At 67.0% G+C, this 17351-nt stretch carries 17 protein-coding genes; 1 reads left to right on the plus strand and 16 read right to left on the minus strand.

Annotated elements, in window-relative coordinates; translation table 11 throughout:
- Positions 1-77 precede the first annotated feature (77 nt).
- From ACNAOU_RS12725 to ACNAOU_RS12780, 12 genes are all read right to left on the minus strand, one after another.
- Entirely contained in the window at positions 78-572 is a 495-nt protein-coding gene (locus tag ACNAOU_RS12725) for a hypothetical protein (RefSeq protein WP_133830731.1), read from the minus strand.
- A 28-nt stretch (positions 573-600) separates the two neighbouring features.
- A complete protein-coding gene (locus ACNAOU_RS12730) occupies positions 601-1146 on the minus strand; it encodes a hypothetical protein (RefSeq protein WP_133830732.1) in 546 nt (181 codons plus the stop codon).
- A 2-nt stretch (positions 1147-1148) separates the two neighbouring features.
- A complete protein-coding gene (locus ACNAOU_RS12735) occupies positions 1149-1850 on the minus strand; it encodes a hypothetical protein (protein WP_422757057.1) in 702 nt (233 codons plus the stop codon).
- Between the two features lie 36 nt (positions 1851-1886).
- Positions 1887-2828 carry a hypothetical protein gene (locus ACNAOU_RS12740; RefSeq protein ID WP_133830734.1) on the minus strand — a complete coding sequence of 314 codons (942 nt, stop codon included), beginning with the start codon at positions 2826-2828 and terminating at the stop codon, positions 1887-1889.
- Positions 2829-2890: 62 nt separating this feature from the next.
- On the minus strand, positions 2891-3511 hold the full coding sequence (locus ACNAOU_RS12745; protein WP_284975283.1) for a hypothetical protein: 621 nt from the start codon (positions 3509-3511) through the stop codon (positions 2891-2893).
- A 107-nt stretch (positions 3512-3618) separates the two neighbouring features.
- Positions 3619-6408 carry an AAA family ATPase gene (locus ACNAOU_RS12750; RefSeq protein ID WP_133830736.1) on the minus strand — a complete coding sequence of 930 codons (2790 nt, stop codon included), beginning with the start codon at positions 6406-6408 and terminating at the stop codon, positions 3619-3621.
- A 328-nt stretch (positions 6409-6736) separates the two neighbouring features.
- Positions 6737-6946 carry a hypothetical protein gene (locus tag ACNAOU_RS12755; protein WP_133830737.1) on the minus strand — a complete coding sequence of 70 codons (210 nt, stop codon included), beginning with the start codon at positions 6944-6946 and terminating at the stop codon, positions 6737-6739.
- A gap of 107 nt (positions 6947-7053) precedes the next feature.
- A complete protein-coding gene (locus ACNAOU_RS12760) occupies positions 7054-8997 on the minus strand; it encodes an AAA family ATPase (protein WP_284975281.1) in 1944 nt (647 codons plus the stop codon).
- A gap of 147 nt (positions 8998-9144) precedes the next feature.
- Positions 9145-10836 carry a hypothetical protein gene (locus ACNAOU_RS12765; protein ID WP_133830739.1) on the minus strand — a complete coding sequence of 564 codons (1692 nt, stop codon included), beginning with the start codon at positions 10834-10836 and terminating at the stop codon, positions 9145-9147.
- Positions 10837-10939: 103 nt separating this feature from the next.
- Positions 10940-12184, minus strand: a complete 1245-nt coding sequence (locus ACNAOU_RS12770; RefSeq protein ID WP_133830740.1) for an AAA family ATPase — start codon at positions 12182-12184, stop codon at positions 10940-10942.
- Between the two features lie 220 nt (positions 12185-12404).
- Positions 12405-13484, minus strand: a complete 1080-nt coding sequence (locus tag ACNAOU_RS12775; RefSeq protein ID WP_205679768.1) for a hypothetical protein — start codon at positions 13482-13484, stop codon at positions 12405-12407.
- Positions 13485-13573: 89 nt separating this feature from the next.
- Positions 13574-14530, minus strand: coding sequence for a hypothetical protein (locus ACNAOU_RS12780; RefSeq protein ID WP_284975280.1), 957 nt, complete (start codon positions 14528-14530; stop codon positions 13574-13576).
- A gap of 171 nt (positions 14531-14701) precedes the next feature.
- Between ACNAOU_RS12780 and ACNAOU_RS12785 the strand changes: the two genes are divergently transcribed.
- Positions 14702-15259: a LysM peptidoglycan-binding domain-containing protein gene (locus ACNAOU_RS12785; protein WP_208294361.1), complete on the plus strand. Its 558-nt coding sequence runs from the start codon at positions 14702-14704 to the stop codon at positions 15257-15259.
- Between the two features lie 70 nt (positions 15260-15329).
- Here the strand turns inward: ACNAOU_RS12785 and ACNAOU_RS12790 are convergent, their stop codons facing one another.
- The 4 genes from ACNAOU_RS12790 to ACNAOU_RS12805 form a co-directional block, all read right to left on the minus strand.
- Complete coding sequence (locus tag ACNAOU_RS12790; protein WP_284975279.1) at positions 15330-15671, minus strand: hypothetical protein; 342 nt, start codon at positions 15669-15671, stop codon at positions 15330-15332.
- A complete protein-coding gene (locus tag ACNAOU_RS12795) occupies positions 15664-15966 on the minus strand; it encodes a hypothetical protein (protein ID WP_133830744.1) in 303 nt (100 codons plus the stop codon). Before ACNAOU_RS12795 ends, ACNAOU_RS12790 begins: the two co-directional genes overlap by 8 nt.
- A 216-nt stretch (positions 15967-16182) precedes the next feature.
- Entirely contained in the window at positions 16183-16818 is a 636-nt protein-coding gene (locus ACNAOU_RS12800; RefSeq protein WP_284975278.1) for a hypothetical protein, read from the minus strand.
- Between the two features lie 61 nt (positions 16819-16879).
- On the minus strand, positions 16880-17287 hold the full coding sequence (locus ACNAOU_RS12805; protein ID WP_284975277.1) for a hypothetical protein: 408 nt from the start codon (positions 17285-17287) through the stop codon (positions 16880-16882).
- Positions 17288-17351 lie beyond the last annotated feature (64 nt).

Consider the following 17351-nt stretch of genomic DNA (forward strand, 5'->3'; position numbering starts at 1 on the left):
ATGGCGTAGCGGGGCAGTTGAAGAGAAGCAGGCCCGCGCCCTGCGGCCCACTGCGGGTCGAGGGCGCGGGCCATGCGTCAGAACTCGCCCGAGCCGGGCTGGACGTCGAACACCGGCACGCCGAGGGCCTGCCAGGCGCGGATCACCCTGGGCCGGTCATCCAGCGCGAGCCGGACGTCCCACCGCCCGCGGATGAAGGCCTCGTAGATCTCGGGCTTGACGATGTCGTCCGGCCGGCGGTCGCCCTGTCCGCGCATGAACAGAGGGCAGCTGGCAGTCCACTCCCCCACATGTTCGATGAGCCAGGCGTAGGTCGCGCGGCCGACGTCCCAGCCGTTGTCGTCCATGACCGGCCTGCCGGAGCAGAACACGATCTCAAGTCCGGCAGCGTGCAGGGCGCGCACGGTTTCGATCACTGGCGGGTTGGGCAGGTCCCAGGGGACGAGCCGGTACTCGTGGTGTCCCCTGATGAAGCGTCCGTCGGGAAGGGTGTGCGTTGCGACCGTCCCGTCGATGTCGACGATCACGGCCGGCGAGATGACCGCGGCCGTGGCAGTGCTGATTTCTGTCATGGTGGGTCCCTCCTTCCGGGCGGTGAGGCTATTCAGTAAACGGACGCTCGGCCTCGACGTCGAGCGGGACGATCGTCCCGAAAAGTCCTGCAGCATGCTGTGACCCGTGCGGGACTGCCAGCAGGTCGGGACCATCGGGCATGACGCCGGACTCTCCGCATGTGGGACACGTCCATGTCCAGGTGACGGGCGCGTGCACAACGCGCCTGTCGATGATCACCCAGTCGAAGCGGTCAACCCAGTCCTCGCGGCCGAGAGGCTGACAGAGATCGGCGTCGAAGAGCGCATCGGGCACTGGTGTCCGGCTGCTCATCGCACTCCTTCTTCGGCCGGTGCGGGACCGGGCTGGGGCCACCCAGTACTCCCCGAGGGGCTGGATGGTCCCGTTCTCATGGCCATGGCAGGTCAGTTCGAGAGAGCCCGCCCATTCGTGGGGACCCTGGGTGATCGCGGTGCCAGCCGGCACCTGCAGCGGAGCGTGGTCGTGGCCGTGGTAGTCGCGGCAAGCCGACTCGTCGTCGTTCACGAGCTTGAGGGCGCAGCACGCGCAGAGGATGAAAACACCGCTGGCCAAGGTCAGTCCCCGCCTTCCTGGTTGTCGTACTGGCTGACATAGCCGATGAGAAAGTTGTCGTCGACCGGATCGAAGCCGTGCCGCTCCGTGAACTCCGTGTGGTACTCGGCAGGGTCCCGGTCTCCCAGGTGCGGCCGGACGGAGCCGATCGCGTTGGCGATCCACTCCAGTTCGTCGGCACCGGACCACTCCGGCTTGGTGCCGAGGCCGAGGGCAATGGCGTCGACGATGTCGGTGTCGGTCACAGGTCCGGGGTTGCCGTTGGTCCGGGACAGCGGCCTGCGGCAGTCGGGGATGAATCCCATGGCAAGCAGGACGGTCACCGGCAGGTGGTGGGCGTGCCAGATCGCGTCGGCGGCGTCAGTGGGGGAATCGCCCGAGGAGAGTCCGCCGGAGAGGTGCAGCCGGTAGCCGGCGACCTCGATGGTGTCCGTCTCGCTGGAGTTCAGCGCCTCTTCGAGCTCGTCGATGACCCTGCGGCCGACGCGTTTGATGACCTCCGGGCTCGGCTCGCCCTCGGCGTCCAGGTGCATGTCGGGGTCGAAGTCCTCGACCAGCTCCTCGAGCTGGGACTCGGGGTCGTCGAACCGGAACGATTCAGGGTCCGCGGTCTCCTCGACCATCAGGCGGCCGCGTTCGAAGTCGATCGGCTTGGTGCGGTCGGCCGGGACGGCGATGGCCGCGGTGAGCATATCGGCGCTCATGGGTTCTCCTTGGGTCGGGATGTGGGTGGGGTCGGCTCAGGCGGCGGATTGCTGTGTCTTCGCGGCGGCGTGCTCGCGGTAGAGGCGCACAGCCAGGTCGACGCAGTAGCAGGTGAACAGGAAGTGGATGTCCCAGTCGCGCAGGTCCCACTCCCAGGTGTCGGAGCCGACGGTGTCCTCGTGCTCAGCCAGCCATTTGTGGGCCTCCGACTCGCTGTCGGCGTGCCAGCGGGCGTCTTCGATGATTTCCATGCGCCGCTCGGCAGGGGAATGTCGTGGGACCTCGATGTCGGCGAGCTCCATCCAGTTGTGTTCCTCTGTGAGCCGGTCGAACTTCTCGTCGGGGATGCCGTCGGTGCTCCAGAGGGCAGCGCGCGCGGCAGCGGCCGCGTTCCGGCGCTCGTGGTTCAGCACGGTGCCGGTGGCCGCGAGGTGCTCCTGGGCGTTCCAGTGGGCCTCGAAGAGCGCCAACTGTGCGTCCCCGTCAAGGCCGCGCAGTTCGTGCAGGCGCGCCAGCAGCGCCAACTGCTGATGGTGGACCTCCTGGGCCTCGGTGCCGAGTCCCTCGCTTTCTTCGAGGTGCTCCCGCACCAGCTGGATGAAGAGATCCGAGTCGTACTGCTTTACTTCGCGGGAGCGGCCGCCGCAGAGCTTCTCGGCCCAGTAGCGGAAGTCGATGCTTGGCGCACCGTCGGAGTAGTAGCCCTCGCTCTTGCCGGCCGACGCGAAGAAACCGATCATGTCGGGTTCTCGGGTGAACATGTAGCCGTCGGCGATGTCGCCGCTGGTGGCCAGGTGGCCGGGCCAGGTGGTGACGTCCCAGGACCACATGCGGGTCCCTGGGGCCTGGATCCTGAAGTGGCGGTAGAGATCCTCGTCGTGCAGAACGACGAGGACGTGCTCCCGGGTCTGGGCGAGAAAGTCGGCGTACGTACGGGCGTACGGGTTCTCGGGCTTGACGGTGTCAGGTGCGGACATGGCGGGTCCCTTCCGGGTCTGCTGGTCAGGGTTGTGGTCGGGGCCGTCCGCTCGGGCGGTGCTCAGAGGATCGGCAGTGGCCGGCCGGAGGGCTTGTAGTGGCCGTCGGCCTCGTCGAGCACGGCCTCGGTGAGGAGCACGGTGGCGGGCATGAGGAACGCACCCACGAGCGCGGCGAGGCGCTGCTCGTCGGCCAGCACCCGCTCGGGGATGCTGCCGCGGGAGCTGAAGAACATGTCGGCACGCTCGATGAGGCTGGCCCGGCGGGCCTCTCTGGAGGTGAAGTGCTCGGCGATAGTCTGTCCGGGGCCGTACTCGGTGATCACCGAATAGAGCGCGGCGGGAACCTCGGTCTTCTTGCGGGTTGTGCTCACGTAGACCTGGACGCCCCATCGGCGGCAGAGCTTGGCGATGGCGTTGACCACGCTGTCCGGGGCGCTCTCCCACTGCCCGGAGCTGGACTGGTACAGCTCGTGCACTTCGTTCGCGGCGGAGGCGTCGATTGCGCCCAGGACGACGTCCGAGGCGGTCAGCAGCTGCGCGCACATGCGCAGCCGGAATGCTGGCGAGGGGTAGTGGTCGTGGAAGACGATCCGGTCGTCGTGGCAGATGACCAGGTCGTAGGCACTGTCGGGGCCCGGCACGAGCTCCTCTGAGCCGGTCTGGATTCCAGTGGCGGTCATGGCGTGCTCCTTCGAAGCTGCATTGGCTGTGTTTATGGGATGGGAAGCAGGAGGCGCGGGCGCTCCGACCTCTCGTGGAGGTGGAGCGCCCGCGCCGGTGCCGTCGGTCAGACGGCTTCTGCGATCTGCTGCTGGTCGCCGGCGGTACCGGCGTCCTCGTCGTCGACCAGAAGGGTCGGGTCGATGCCCGCAGCGCGCTGCGCGTTCTTCTCGTCACGCTCGGTGAGGGCGTTGACGATCTGTTCGTAGCTGCTCTGGATCGGCGGGTTCTTCGCCGTGCCGTAGGAGAGCACGTACTGGCTCTTCATGGCGCGCGTGAACGCGACGTAGAACATCCGCTTGGTGTCCTGGGTCATCTTCGCGTCCTCCTTGTAGAGGACGACGACGTTGTCGAACTCGAGGCCCTTGGCACCGTGGATCGTCGAGACGACGAGATCGGCCTTGGACTCGAGGTTCTTCCGCTTGCGCTCCTGGTTCTTCTGCTTGTTCACGTTCAGCTTCTGCTGGTTGCGCGTGATCTCGAAGGACAGGAGGTTGTCGCGGAGCCGGTCGAAGAACACGTTCGCAGGCAGGCTGCCCTGGTTGCACAGGGCCACCCAGCCGTTGATCGCGGCGCTGTTCTCGACCCACCACTCGGAGATGGTGCGCAGGATTGCCTTCTCGACGTTGACGTTTCCGGCATTCTTCGTCAGCTTGCCCATGTTGTCCTTGATCCCCTGCGAGACCACGAACGAGGCGTTGGCCGGCTGCACCTGCAGGACGTCGTTCCAGAAGAACTTGATGTACTTCGAGAAGATGTCCGTGGCGTAGACGCGGTCGCTGACGAGCGAGGCCACGTGCTTGTTCGGGTAGGCCTTCTCGAGCACTTCCTGGATCAGCGCCACCTCACGGCGGGCGTAGGCCAGGAAGGCCACCTGCTCGCCGCGGTCCAGGCAGGCCTGAACGTACTCCGGGATCACCGTGTTGCGCACGAGCGGCTGCAGGTCGTTGGCGATGAAGCCGGTCAGGCGGGCCACCTCGTGGTAGTTGAGGGTGACCTTCTCCTGGAAGGAGTCGGCCGTGGGCACCGCCAGCGAGTTGGCCTGCAGCTGGATGTTGGCGAACTGGTTGGTCTCCAGACCGCCAAGCACGACGTTCGCGAAGTCGAGAATCTCCTGGTTGCTCCGGTAATTCGTCGTGAGCCGGAAGGTTGCGAAGACCCCCGAGCCCTCCAGCGTGTTGAGCGCCCTCGGGTTGGCCGATCGGAACTCGTACAGCGTCTGGCTGGCGTCCCCGACGATGAACAGCGACTGGGCGTGCTTGGTGATGTACTTCAGCACGTAGATGAACTCGAAGACCGAGTTGTCCTGGACCTCGTCGATGATCAGGTACTTGCTCTGCACGTGGGCAGGCTCGGACATGTCATCGATCTTCTGGTAGCAGATGATGATCTGCAGCTCCAGCGAGGTCTGCTCGATGCGGTCGAGCAGCGCGATCACCTCGTCGAAGTGGTTCTCGACGAAGGTGTTCAGGGCCGTGAACGCGCCGGTCTTGTTCTGGTCGACCTCCAGCAGGCGGTGTCGGAACGTCGCCGCGAACTGGCTGTTCGGGTAGAAGATGTCGATCGAGTTGATGATCGTGTCGATGGCCGAGACCTTGTGGGTCGGGTGGTTCATCGAATAGATGTCGATGATCATCTTGGCGATCGTCATCGAGCCGACGTTCGGGTTCTTCTCCGTGATGTTGTCGGCGGCGGCGTTGGTGAACGACAGGACGGTGATGTCGCTGGCGGGCACCCCGCAGGTCTCGAGGTACTTGATGCGCTCAAGGATCACGGTCGACTTGCCTGTGCCCGCGCCGGCCTGCGTCATCACGAGCGGCTCGTGCGTGCTGAGCGCGTCGAGCTGCTGCTTGGACAGGTGCGGCGGGAAGACCGGGGCCGTGGCCGGCTGGGGCGGCGTGAGGAGCTGGCCCTTCATGCGCTCCAGGTGGTCGAGGGTGTGGTTCATCAGCAGGCTGAGGTTCTGCTTGGACAGCTTCGCCGCGATCGGCGCGGAGAACGTGGTGTCCAGCTGCTGGTGGATCCGGCGGTAGGCCTCCAGCGGGACGTTGTAGTTCTCCAGGTAGCGCAGCTGCACCGCGAGCATGTTCAGCTGCTCCTCGGTGGGGCTGGCCGGCATGTCCTGCACGTACTGGCAGACGGTGTCCGAGATGGCCTCGGAGTCCCAGATCTGGGCCAGGCGCGTGATGCGCTCGTAGATCGGGTACTCGTCCATCCAGTCGGCGAGCTTGTCGAGGTTGGTGGCACTCAACCCTGCGGCCGAGAGCACATCCTCGATGACGTCGCGGGCATTCTCTGCGGGGCTGGTGTCCCACTGCAGGAACACCGCCGCGTCGTGGTTGCCGTAGCCGATGGAGCGGGACACCGATACGGCGCGCTCGGGCTCGGCCAAGCCCTGCTTGAGGAAGTAGAGCTCCAGGCGGTACTGGATCACCAGGTCACGGCGGATCTTGTCGCCGGACTTATCCTCGTACACGGTCAGGGCCTGGGGGGTCATGTCGAAGTGCACGTCCCAGGAGTTGGTCGGCGTGGCGATGTCGAGCTCGAAGCGGTCATCGACATGCGGTACCGGCAGCGTGAACGACCCGCCCGAGAGCAGGGAGCGGCGCGTGATCGGGGCCAGCGGCACCAGCGCGGTGGTGATGTCGTGGTGGGTCGAGCTCTGCTTGACCTCGATGTCGCGGTCAACCGCGTAGGCGGTGTTGGTCGCGGTGTTGATCGGCCGCAGGCTCTCATTGAGCAGGCCGGTCTTCTTGCCGGACCCGGTCAGGCGCGAGGAGAAGAACTTCGGGTCGACGGTCTTCTGGGCAGCGACGGCGGCTGCGGAAAGGTCGATGTCGTCAAGCAGAATAGGCATGGTGTCGTCTTTCTTCGAACGAATCAGTAGGCGGGTCGAGAGGGTTTGTCGAATGGAAGCCGCATAGACCATTCTCACAGGAGACGAATGGTCAGTCGAATGCTCGTAGACGAGCGCTTGGGTCACGGGCGCGGGCATGAGAGCGGGAGGGCTCGCCTCTGGCGACGAGCCCTCCCGCGCTCCTCTCAACCCACCCGTCAGGGGCCGTGAGGCCCCTGAATCCGGGCGCGGCGGCGTCAGCCCCGCGGACCCGGACACCGCGCGCTACCCATGCGCGCGGCGGTCAATCGCAGGCTCACCTCTTGGGTAGGCCCGGCGGGAAGCACCTTCAGTCGGCGTTCCAGGGATTGGCCTTGGTGACGGACCCGGAGGGGTCCACCTCGACAAGGCCGAGCATGAGTGCGAGATCACGGCAGTCGGCCGCGTCCGCCGAGTGGGCGGAGACCAGCAGCAGTGCGTCGTCGCAGATCTGCTCGCTCCTGTCTTCGGGCTGTGCCGCACGGACTGTGCCGACGGCGGTGGTGGTCGTGGTGGTCATGGCAGTGACGTCCTTCTTCCTGTGTTCGAACGCGGTACGCGCACGCACGAGCGCCCCCACCCCGGGTATCCGGGACAGGGGCGCTCGAACGCAGTGTGGTGCCGGGATCAATCGACGGCCAGCGCCTCCGGCTCGTCGGAGACGGCGGCAGCGGGTGGGATGAACGCAGTCGACGCAGCCGACGCAGCCTGGGCAGCGAGCAGCCGGTCCTCGATCCACACGCGCACGGCCTTGCCGGCCGGACGCGCACCCTGGGAGTCGACGTAGGTTTCCTCGGCGACGGCACGCAGCTCGTCGTCGGGGATCGACGCGGGCAGTGTCTGGCCCAGGCGGGGCCTGGCGTCCAGGATCCGTTCGCGCTGGCGGCTGTACTCCGCCGCGAGGATCTCCCGGTAGGCCTGCTCGTCGACCGGGTTGAAACCCACGACGAGTGAGAACCGCCCGAGCAGCTCTGCGTCGAAGAACTGAGCCAGCTCCTTGGTCAGGGACCGGTGGGAGACCGCCGGCGGGGCCGAGCCGAAGCCGACCGGCTTGCGGTTCAGGGCTTCCCGCGCGGCGTTGGTCGTGCAGATCACCAGCGCCTTGGAGAAGTCCAGCACCTTGCCGTGGGCGTTGCGGATGTAGCCCTCGTCGAAGGCCGAGAGGAACAGCCGCTGCACGGCTTTGTCCGCCTTCTCGAACTCGTCGAGCAGGATCACCCGGTGGGGGTTGGACTCGAGCGTGTCGAATGGCAGCTCGCGGTTGGAGTCCGAGCCCACGTAGCCGGGAGGTGCCCCGACGATCTTCGCGGTGTCCGAGGGAGTGTGGAACTCCGTCATGTTCAGGATGATCGGCTCGGTGCCGGTCATCTGCTCCGCAATGATCTTCGCGGTCTCGGTCTTGCCCACGCCCGAGGCTCCGGCGAGCATCCAGGTTGTCGGGGTCGACGTCGGGAACAGGTCCAGCTCCTCGCGGGCCAGGCGGTCCACGAGCTTCTCGAGCACGTCGTCCTGTCCGCGCAGGCGGCCCAGCAGGGTCGCCCGGAGGGTTGCGACGTCGAACTCCGGGCGCTGGGCGTTTCCGGTCATCAGACGCTTGGCCACGTCCAGGACGCGCTTGGTAGTCAGCGGCACCTGCGGGATCGACCGCAAGGTGTTCACGAGTGCCGTGTCTCCGGCTGCCTCGGCCTGGACGATGAGCTTCTTCTGCTCCAGCACACGGTCGGCCATCGCCCGGTCCAGCAGCGTGATGGCGCTGTCGGGGCGGTGCTGCCCGGCACGGGAATTCTCCTCCGCGATCCGGACCGTCTCCGCCAGGACATCGTCGGAGACCGCGATCTGGTGGCGGTAGTGCGCCACCAGGCCCGGCCGGACGCTGCCGAGCACCGTGAGGGTTTGCTCGACGGTCAGTTCGTCGACGATGAGCGGGGTGAAGCGCCGCGCGAAGGCAGGGTCGTCGTCGAAGGCCCGGGACTCGGTGGAGGTGGTGGCACCGATGACGCGCATGTCGCCGCGGGCCAGGGCAGGCTTGAGCACCTGCGAGACCTTTCGCAGCACTGAGTCGGTGTGGGAGGTGGATCCACCGGTGATCTGGTGGATCTCGTCCATGAACAGGATGACCTTGTTCTTGGGGTCTGAGGCGAAGTCGATGACGGTCTGGACCTTCTCCTCCAGCTGCCCGACGATGCCGGAGCCGGCGACGAGGTTGGTGATGGGCAGCTCGTAGACGGTGAAGCCCTTGAGCTGGTCCGGGATGAGGGTGTCGCCCAGGGCGATCCGGCGGGCGATGTCCTCGACGATCCGGGTCTTACCAACGCCGGCGGAGCCCTTCAGGAGCACGTTCGGCTTGTTCCGGCTGATCAGGACGGAGAGGACCTGCTCGATGAGCGCGTCGCGGAACATCGTCGGGTCGGCGTTCTTGAACTTCTCGTTGTAGTCGACGAGGAGCTCCTTGACGGCGTCGTCGGACTGGCCGCTCTGGCTGGGGATGCCGCCCATGCGCGGGAAGCTCGGAGGCGTGCCGCCGCTGTTCGTGTCGTCGTCGGAGCCCGACGTGAAGTTGTTGAGGCCCATCGCGGGTCCCTCCTTCGGTGGGGTTCGCCGGGCGGCGCGCTGGGTGGGCGCGCCGGGATGCCCGGCAGGGTTACGGGTAGGTCTGAGGGAGGAGGAGACGCCGGCCGGTTCGGCCGGTCGGCGTCTCCCCTGTGGCCGGGAGCAGGATCAGAGGACCATGCCCAGCAGCTTCTGCCGGATGCTCGGGTCGATGTGCTGCATGCCGTTCGCGTACGCCTCGGCGGAACGGACCATGTACTTCCAGTCCATGGCCGAGCACGGGGCGTAGTAGAGGTTCGGCGGGTGCTCCTCGCGTCTCGAGGGCGGAGACCACTCGAAGTCGGTGATCATCAGCGACAGCCGGCGCTTGCGCACCGGGGAGGCGTTGATGTAGTCCCACACCTGCTTGAACTCGGTGCCGCCGGTGACCTTGGGCACCTTCCGGAACTCCTGCCAGATCTGCCGCGTCGACTTGTTCTCGACCTTCAGCAGCGTCTCCTGGGAGAGCATGTGGCTGAAGGAGTTGAAGTACAGGTTGACGTTGAGCTTCTTGGCGATCCGGATGAGCATCAGCACCGCCTCCTGGTAGTTCTCCTCGGAGATCGACCCGGAGGTGTCGATGAAGACGTGCAGGTCGGGCATGTACTGCACCGAGGTGATCCGGCCCGGCTTGTTGAAGTCGTCCGGGTTGCGGCGGTTGGCCTTGAGGAAGGTCGTCTTCGTCGTCCGGTAGACGTTCTGGGACTTGTTGACCTTGCCCATGCGCTTGAGCACCCGGGTGATGTCCTTGAACAGGTCCAGCTTCGTGGGCGGGGCCTTGCGGAACTTCACCTGGGCCGAGCGCGAGCCCGGCTGTCCCGGCTGCTGCCGTGCGCCCATGGCAGCGGCCCTGGCAGCTGCTCGCGGGAGCGAGGTCAGCTTGGACAGCGCGGCGTTGGAGACGACTTTCACGGGTGAGGCGAGGGACTGGTTGATGAGGTTCCACTCCCCCGTTACCTTCGCGGCGGTGGCGCGGGCGTGGGCCTCGACATTGACCAGGACCAGCGACCGCGGGCAGAACAGCTCCCCGACGGTAAACGGCATGATGCCGGTGTCGAGGGCGGCCGCGCCTGTTGAGGCGGCCTTGCGCTGCTGGTCGACGTAAGTCATCAGCATGCGGATGACCAGCCGGGCGAAAGAGAACTCGTCGTTGCCGTCGGAGTCGTCCTTGCGCAGCAGCAGCGATTCGGTCAGCCCCTTGAGCGAGAGGTTCGCAAAGTCGTTCAGCAGCCGGAGGGTGTCCGCCGGCATCGCGTTCGCGCCGGCCATCGTCTGCACCTGCTGGTTCAGCCAGATCTTGAAGCCGTCGAACGCGGCAGAGGACTGGAACCAGTACCCGAGGGTATTCGGGTGGTAGGTGTAGGCGACGGAGGCGAAGAAGGCGCTCTCGTCGGCGGAGCCTGCGAGCAGGCCCTTGGCCGCGGGGATGACATCGTTCTGGGCTGAGTACAGGACCCGGGCTGACGGCGCGGGCCACTTGTTCTGCTGCCCGGCCTGGACAGCGAACAGTTCGCCCACCGGCAGGGGCGTGCCCTGGTCATAGCTGACCATGGTCTGCCCGAGCAGCGCCTTGGCGTTCTTCTCGGCGGCCGGGTCCATCGTCTCGCCGAGGCAGCGCATGACGATGTCCAGGACGTCGCCGGTGATGCCGTGGCCCGAGCCGTCGACGATGCTCGCCGGAGCGCTGGGGTTCAGCGGCTCCAGCAGCGGGTCGACCAGGACCTTCTGGATGGCCGGTATGGGGTCGTAGTCGCCCGTGCACGAGATCGTGTGCAGGGCGTCGAGCACCGCCGGCTTCTGGTTCGTGACGGTGATCGTCATCGTGGTCTCCTAATGCGGTCTGAGGTGACTGGTGTCGTGGGATGGCGGGGGACGCTCCGGAACGGAGCCGGTGGCGTCCCCCGCCGCCCGGTGCCGGGTCGGCTCAGAGGAAGGCCGACAGGGACGGCTTGACCGCGGCCACGATCGGCGAGTCGACCTCGAGGAAGGCCTCCAGGTTCTGCCGGTCGAACTGCCCGGTCGTCACCAGCTCGAACAGGGTGCGCGTGTGCTCCGGCTCAATCTGGATGGCGGCCTGCGCCAGCTGCTCGATGAGGCGCGAGTTGTCCTCCTTCTCCTTCATCGCGTAGAGCAGCGAGCCGGAGACCTCGTTCTGGGTCAGGCCCGAGATCTGCGCGGCAAGGTCGGTGACCGTGCCCGCGGACTTGAGGGTCGTGTAGCAGTTCGGCTTGGGCACATTGACGCGGTTGTGTGCGGGGCCGCCCGAGTTCGATGCGAGGTCTTCGGCGATAACCGCCACGAGCTGGGTGGTGAACATGGTGTCGCCGGTGAAGGCCTCGATCGCCTCGTTGAGCAGCGAGGTGTCGCGGCCGCCGATCTGGACCGGGGTCGCCAGGTGGCTTGCCAGCTCCTGGCGGTCGACGCGGTTCAGCCACCGGGAGAGGTGGTCGATGGTGCGCGGCGTGGTGAGCTGGTTCATCTCCTCGCCGCCGTCGAACAGCTCGGCCATGGTGACGTTGCCGTCGTCATCGTCGTCATCGCGGCCGTCGGCCACGATGGAGTTCGGCGTCGACTTCTGGAAGATGAGTCCGGGGTGCTGGGTGAGGACTTTCTTCACCCAGGGGTTGAGCGCGTCTCCGAGGACGGACATGAGGGTTGTCGCATCGGGCTCGACGTGGAAGATCGCGAAGCGCGACAGCGAGGCCTCGTCGAGAGTCGTGACGTTGCCCTTGTCGTTGCCCGCCACGATGAGGCGCACGTTCTCCGGCAGTTCGATGTGGCCCATGCGCCGCAGGGTCACCAGGGTGAGCGCGCCGGAGGTCACGTCGGAGGTCGTGCGGTTGATCTCGTCGAGGAAGAGGATCGGCCACTCGCGCGGGTTCTCCAGCGCGTAGTCGATGCACTCCTGAATGACCTGGTGCGGGTAAAAGACCTGCTTGTAGGACTGTGTCCCGTCGGTCTTCTCGTAGGGCACCAGGCGCGCGCCGGTGAGGTCGGCCTTGTCGGCGAGCTGGTTGCAGGGCAGGACGAAGGCTTTGGTGCCCATCGAGTAGGCGAGGGCCTCGACGAAGGAGGACTTGCCGATGCCGGGCTCGCCCATGAGCGCGGGCGTGGCCCCGACCTCGAGGGACTGCTGGATCAGAGTCGTCAGGGTGTCGTTGAACTTCATGGGAATGTCTTTCTGGTCGTGGGTGAGCTGTGAGCAGGTGAGACGGGAGACGGACCCACGGCAGGGCTGAGCGCCGTACGGGACATGTCGGAAGCAGGGCCACAAGGCCCGGTGACGGGGGCGGTCGGGCTCAGAAGCCCACCGCCTCCCCATCCCCGATCGGGCTCCGCCCGATCCAGTCCTTGTTCCACCGCCAAACCGATGGGCAACCCCCGAAGGTTCACCCCGCCTCGGCGGAGGCTTCCCGTGCCGCCACCAAGGCAGCGGCACGGTCCAGCAGGAACGGCCTGCCGTTGCGCATCTGGGCGTGCTTGGGCCGAGGCTCGATCACCGCCAGCGAGGTCTTGTACAGCAGCCAGGCCTCGTCACCGGAGGAGAACTGCGCGCCGAAGGACCGGTAGGTGCGCAACGGCAGCTGCATGCCGGTGTAGAGGACACCCAGGACGGAGAACTCCCAGCGGGAGCGGTCGTTGTCGAAGTCCTCGGGCGTCTTCAGCCGGTCGCGGGAGCCGGCGAGTGTCTGCTCGACGATGGCCTCGGCGTACGGGATGTCGGGCATTTCGCCGTCGGTGCCGACGGCGGTCGAGGGGATGCTGATGCTTGGCTTGGCCTTGGCGGCGAGGTCTGCATACAGGTCCGCCACCGAAGAGAACCGGTCGGAGGCTGGTCGCGCCGCAACGTGTTCGACGATCCGCTGCGGCACCGGGTTGCGGGTGAACGTGCACCAATGGTCCAGGAGGATCTCGTACCAGCCGTGCTCCTCGCGCAGGACGCGCTTGTCAGCGGCGATCGGGAAGTCGTGGAGGTTGGCAGGCAGCGGGGCGACCAGGTGGAAGCCCCGGCCCGACATCGACAGCTCCGAGTACAGGATTCCGGGCAGGCGCAGGATGTCTGCGGCCACGTCCGGCGGGCAACCGGGCTCGACGTCGATCACGATCAGACCGTCGGAGGGGGCCTGCAGGTAGAAGGCAGCGTTCGCCGCGTTCGGCAGTGTGTCGGCCAGCTGGTCGAGGGTGAGCAGGCAGGTCGCGTCCAGGGCGAAAGCTCCGCGCAGGGGGCCTGCGTGGCGGCAGCCCGGATTGCAGCCGTCGAGCAGGTGCCGCACATCGATCGGTGCCTTGCGGCCGGAGTCCTCGTCGTCGAGCTCGCCGAGCCGGCCGGAGATGGTCCAGCGGCAGGCGGTCGCCAGGGCGCGAATCGCGGGGTTGTCATAGAAGCTGGGGAAGATCGCGCGGGGATCGACGGCGGTCACATCAATGCCTTCTTGTCGGGAGCGGATGAAAACAGGGCCGGGTTGCACTCTGGCCCTGAAAGACGAGACCCCCGTACGGCATGGATGCCTGCACGGGGGTCTCGTCTGGGGGTTCGGTCGGTCGGATCGGCCTTGGATCAGCCCTGGTAGGTGATTCCGGCCTGCTGGGCATCGCCGGAGCCGCCCCACGGGCCCTGGCCGGCGGGAGCACCCACGGCCGAACCCGCGTTCTTCAACTCGGCGTTCTCACGCTCGAGGCGGGCGAGCTTCTGCTCGGGCGTCTCCTGCTGCGGCTGCACCGCGGGGACCGGGGCGGCAACCGGAGCCACGGCAGGGGCCGCCTGCGGAGTCACCGCGACCGGTTCGGTCAGGACCTGCGCGTGGGCCTGGGCGGGGACCGGACCCGCGACTGAAGCCGCGACGGCGGGCTGCGGGGCCGGGAAGGACAAGCCGTCCTCGACCTCGGTGGCGACCGGCTCCTCGCCGTTGCCGACGGCGGAGCCCGAGCCCGGCTGGGCCTGGACCGCGCGGGGCGGGGCGTTGAAGACGATGCCGCGGGCCGCGAGCTCCCCGCTGGCGACGCCGCCGGCGTTGTAGTAGCGCGGGGTCTCGTGCACAATCACCTGGTCGAGCGACAGGCCGCGGTTGGCGAAGTTCTTCGGCTTGTAGACGCGGAGCACGAGCGTCACGTCCAGTCCCTGTGCCAGCTCCTGGCCGGAGGTGTCCTGGTCATAGGTGCCATCACCCTTCTCGGACGGGATCGCGATGATCGGCAGGTTCGTGCCCTTGGAGTCGATCGAGTAGTTCGCGCCCGAGGCTGGGTTCTTCTTCGAGGTGTAGCGGCGCTCGGAGACGAACTGCTCCTCGACCGTGGGGTTCGCCGGGTCGGCGAACTGCACCTCGGCCTCGGTGATCGTCGCCGTGGTGTGCGGCTTGCCCACGGGGCTCATGCCGTTCTGGACCTTGCGCTGGTCGCTGGCGGCGAGGGCGGCACCCTCGATGAGGCTGGTCAGCCGGGCGAAGGCGAGCTTGCCGCGGATGAAGACGCTGGTGCCCTCGGTGAGCTGGTTGGCGGAGATGGAGTAGTTGGCCATGGTGGTGGGTTCCTTCTGTTGAGTGATTCGGTGGTTCTTGGCGGCCCGTCGGACTGGTCTATGACTCGTCTATCCCTTCTCCTATTCTATCAAGATGCACTGGACTACGAGTAGAATGTGCATAAGGACTCGAATGGTCGCAAATGGTGAGCTGGATAGAGAGGGACAGGGATGACGGATACGATGCACAGGCCCGAGGAGAAGGCCGCTGATGCGGCTCCCTGGGCCCGGGTGACGGCGCAGCGGCGGGACCGGCTTGGGCCCCTGGGCTATGGCGGTGGACCGGTGCTGGCGGCCGGGATCATGGCCGGTGGCGCGCTGCTGTTCGCCGGCTGGGGCGCGACGCAGCTCCTCACTGCTGACCGGAGCCCGGCGAGCGATGCGGCGGCAGCTTCCCAGCACGAGGAGGGCACCGTGACGGTGACCTTGCCGGACCGGGACCGCAACGGGGTCCCGGACGCCTTCGAGGCCAAGGCCGGTAACGGCAGCTCTGCGGACGGCCAGGGTTCGGGCACCTCGGCGTCGGGCAAGGGCGACGAGGACAAGCCGGCGCAGGTCCCCGAGCCGAAGCCACAGCCGCGGGTGTACGTGATCCAGTGGGGTGACACCCTCACGGAGATCTCGGCGGAGACCGGAGTGCCGATCGGGGCCCTGGTCGAGAAGAACCGGATCCAGGATCCGAATCTCATCTACGCCGGGGCCTCGCTGCTCATCCCGCCCACGGCGTGAGAGCAGGCCTGGGGCCCGGACTGCGCCGACCTTCAGCGCAGTCCGGGCCTCTTGCTGTGTCCGGAAACGGTCAGTCGGCGGGTCCTGCAAGCATCTGCTGCAGCGATCGCAGCCGCGCCAGCTCGGCCTGCATGGGGGCGACGTCGTCCGGCGCGTAGTCCTGGGGGTAGTCGAGCTTGTACTCGGCGAGCAGCTCGATCTTGGCGGCGAGGAGGTCCAGCACGCCCAGTTCGTCGATCAGGGCCCGGGCGAAGGCCCGGAAAGCGTCCTCGTGGGTGATCGCCGCGCCCTGGGCCCAGCCGAGGGCTGCGAGGGCGGATTCTCCGTTCTCATGGGTGAGACCGCGGGAGGTGACGACAGCGGCTGCGGCCTTCTCGGTGAGGTTCGCCATCGTCCCGGTCGGGTCAGGCATCGGCATCGCCGCCTTGCCCTGCGGCGCTGTCGCCGGCCGGGGGCGTCGGGGTCTGGATGTCCAGCCAGATCTGCATGGCATCCAGTGCGTTCGAGACCCCGTCGCCTTCGTCTAGCGTGATCAGCTCCGTCCACCCCGACTGCGTGAGCGTCGAGACGGCGAACTCTTCCCTGGCCGCAGTCACCTGGTAGAGCCCGGAGCCGGCGACTTCGTAGATGGTCCGGCCGTGCCGGGCGGAGCCTTCGGCCCGTTCGTACTTGACGGGCAGCTGGGCTGCGCGGAGAGGGACGGTCATGGGCTACTCCTGTGGGTCGTGGCTCTCAAGAACAGACGATTCGGTAACGGTGGCCGCGCCGCGCACCGCGCGGCTGCGACCACCACGGAACGACCCCCGGGACCGGCGTGAGCCGGTCCACGGTCTTTCCACCGGTTCCCCAGGGACGCAAAAGACCCCGCCTCGGCCGAAGCCGGGCGGGGTCGACCGAGCGCCGGAAGAAGTGCTGCGCCGCGCTCAGGCGGCGTCGGTGTCGGCCTCACCGGGATCCTCGGCAGCGTCGTGCTTGTCAAACAGGAAACCCCGGGCCTGGCCGCTGGCCATCATGTCTCCGAGGTGCGCCAGGAGCACCGCGCGCTGCGTGGTCCGGCGGTCCTCCAGCGGGTCGTAGTCGCGCAGGGCATCCAGGTTGACCACCCAGCCGTTCTCGCGTTCGACTGCTTCCTCAAGTTCGGAGCCGGCGGCGACGGCCATACCGGTGAAGTCGTGGTCGAACTCGGGTGTGACGTCGAGCCGCTGTGTCGGGTCGTCGATGTAAAGCGTGTCGCCGAACAGCAGCCCGCCGGAGCGGTCGAAGGCGGTGAGAAAGGCGCGGTCGGCGCGGGAGGTGTTCTCGACATGCACGGCGGCCACGGCGTCGTTGGCGAGAAAGTCCGTCTGGCTCAGACGGGCATAGGTGCGTGAGCGGGCCTCGTAGCACCACATGATCGACCGGGCCTCGTCGAATCCGCGGAACTCGTCGGAGGGGGGCTGCATATCGACCATCTGATGCTCCTTCACGGGCGTGATCACCTCAGTCCGGCGGGACATCACGATGTACGGAATCGCCGGGCTGTGGTTCCCATCCTGCCACAGGAGTGGAAAAGATTCCACTCAAATACCAAACGCCGGCACGAGGAAGACGTCCCCAGGGTGGTGGGACCCCGCGGCGGGATCAGTCTCGAGTGGAGTCAGGGCTCTTGGGCGGGTCGTCGAGCTGCTCGCTCTTGCGCGCCAGCTCCACAATGGCCCGGATGCTGGCCAGTGCGCCGTCGCTGAGCCCGTGCACACGCAGGGCGATGGTTCGCTCCTGCGGGGTCAGCTCCTGCTCGGTGGCGCTATCTGGCTCGTTCTCCTCCAGGAAGTAGGACAGGGGGACGTCGAAGGCGTCGGCCAGGGCTCGGAGGTGCTGCAGGCGGGGATTGTGGGCCTCCCCCTTGCGCAGTTGCTGCAGGTAGCTGAGCGACATCGAGGAGATGCCGCGCTGCTCCATTCTCTGGACGATTTCCTGCAGGGTGACGGGGCGACCGTGTGGTCCTGCCGTCTCCGCGAACAAGCGTTCTAGTCGCTGGGCGATGGTCACGGAGCTGGATCCTCCTCGTGATTTCAGACATGAAGTCATCGAGGCGAACGGTGCACGCGACGAC

Origin of the sequence: Paenarthrobacter sp. C1, assembly GCF_049315185.1 — a bacterium.
GTDB lineage: Bacteria > Actinomycetota > Actinomycetes > Actinomycetales > Micrococcaceae > Arthrobacter > Arthrobacter nicotinovorans.

Bases quoted from the DNA above. Each gene is read 5' to 3' on its own strand.
- ACNAOU_RS12725 (WP_133830731.1), bottom strand. From the start codon at position 572: ATGACAGAAATCAGCACTGCCACGGCCGCGGTCATCTCGCCGGCCGTG.
- ACNAOU_RS12735 (WP_422757057.1), bottom strand. From the start codon at position 1,850: ATGAGCGCCGATATGCTCACCGCGGCCATCGCCGTCCCGGCCGACCGC.
- ACNAOU_RS12740 (WP_133830734.1), bottom strand. From the start codon at position 2,828: ATGTCCGCACCTGACACCGTCAAGCCCGAGAACCCGTACGCCCGTACG.
- ACNAOU_RS12745 (WP_284975283.1), bottom strand. From the start codon at position 3,511: ATGACCGCCACTGGAATCCAGACCGGCTCAGAGGAGCTCGTGCCGGGC.
- ACNAOU_RS12750 (WP_133830736.1), bottom strand. From the start codon at position 6,408: ATGCCTATTCTGCTTGACGACATCGACCTTTCCGCAGCCGCCGTCGCT.
- ACNAOU_RS12755 (WP_133830737.1), bottom strand. From the start codon at position 6,946: ATGACCACCACGACCACCACCGCCGTCGGCACAGTCCGTGCGGCACAG.
- ACNAOU_RS12760 (WP_284975281.1), bottom strand. From the start codon at position 8,997: ATGGGCCTCAACAACTTCACGTCGGGCTCCGACGACGACACGAACAGC.
- ACNAOU_RS12765 (WP_133830739.1), bottom strand. From the start codon at position 10,836: ATGACGATCACCGTCACGAACCAGAAGCCGGCGGTGCTCGACGCCCTG.
- ACNAOU_RS12770 (WP_133830740.1), bottom strand. From the start codon at position 12,184: ATGAAGTTCAACGACACCCTGACGACTCTGATCCAGCAGTCCCTCGAG.
- ACNAOU_RS12780 (WP_284975280.1), bottom strand. From the start codon at position 14,530: ATGGCCAACTACTCCATCTCCGCCAACCAGCTCACCGAGGGCACCAGC.
- ACNAOU_RS12785 (WP_208294361.1), top strand. From the start codon at position 14,702: ATGACGGATACGATGCACAGGCCCGAGGAGAAGGCCGCTGATGCGGCT.
- ACNAOU_RS12790 (WP_284975279.1), bottom strand. From the start codon at position 15,671: ATGCCTGACCCGACCGGGACGATGGCGAACCTCACCGAGAAGGCCGCA.
- ACNAOU_RS12795 (WP_133830744.1), bottom strand. From the start codon at position 15,966: ATGACCGTCCCTCTCCGCGCAGCCCAGCTGCCCGTCAAGTACGAACGG.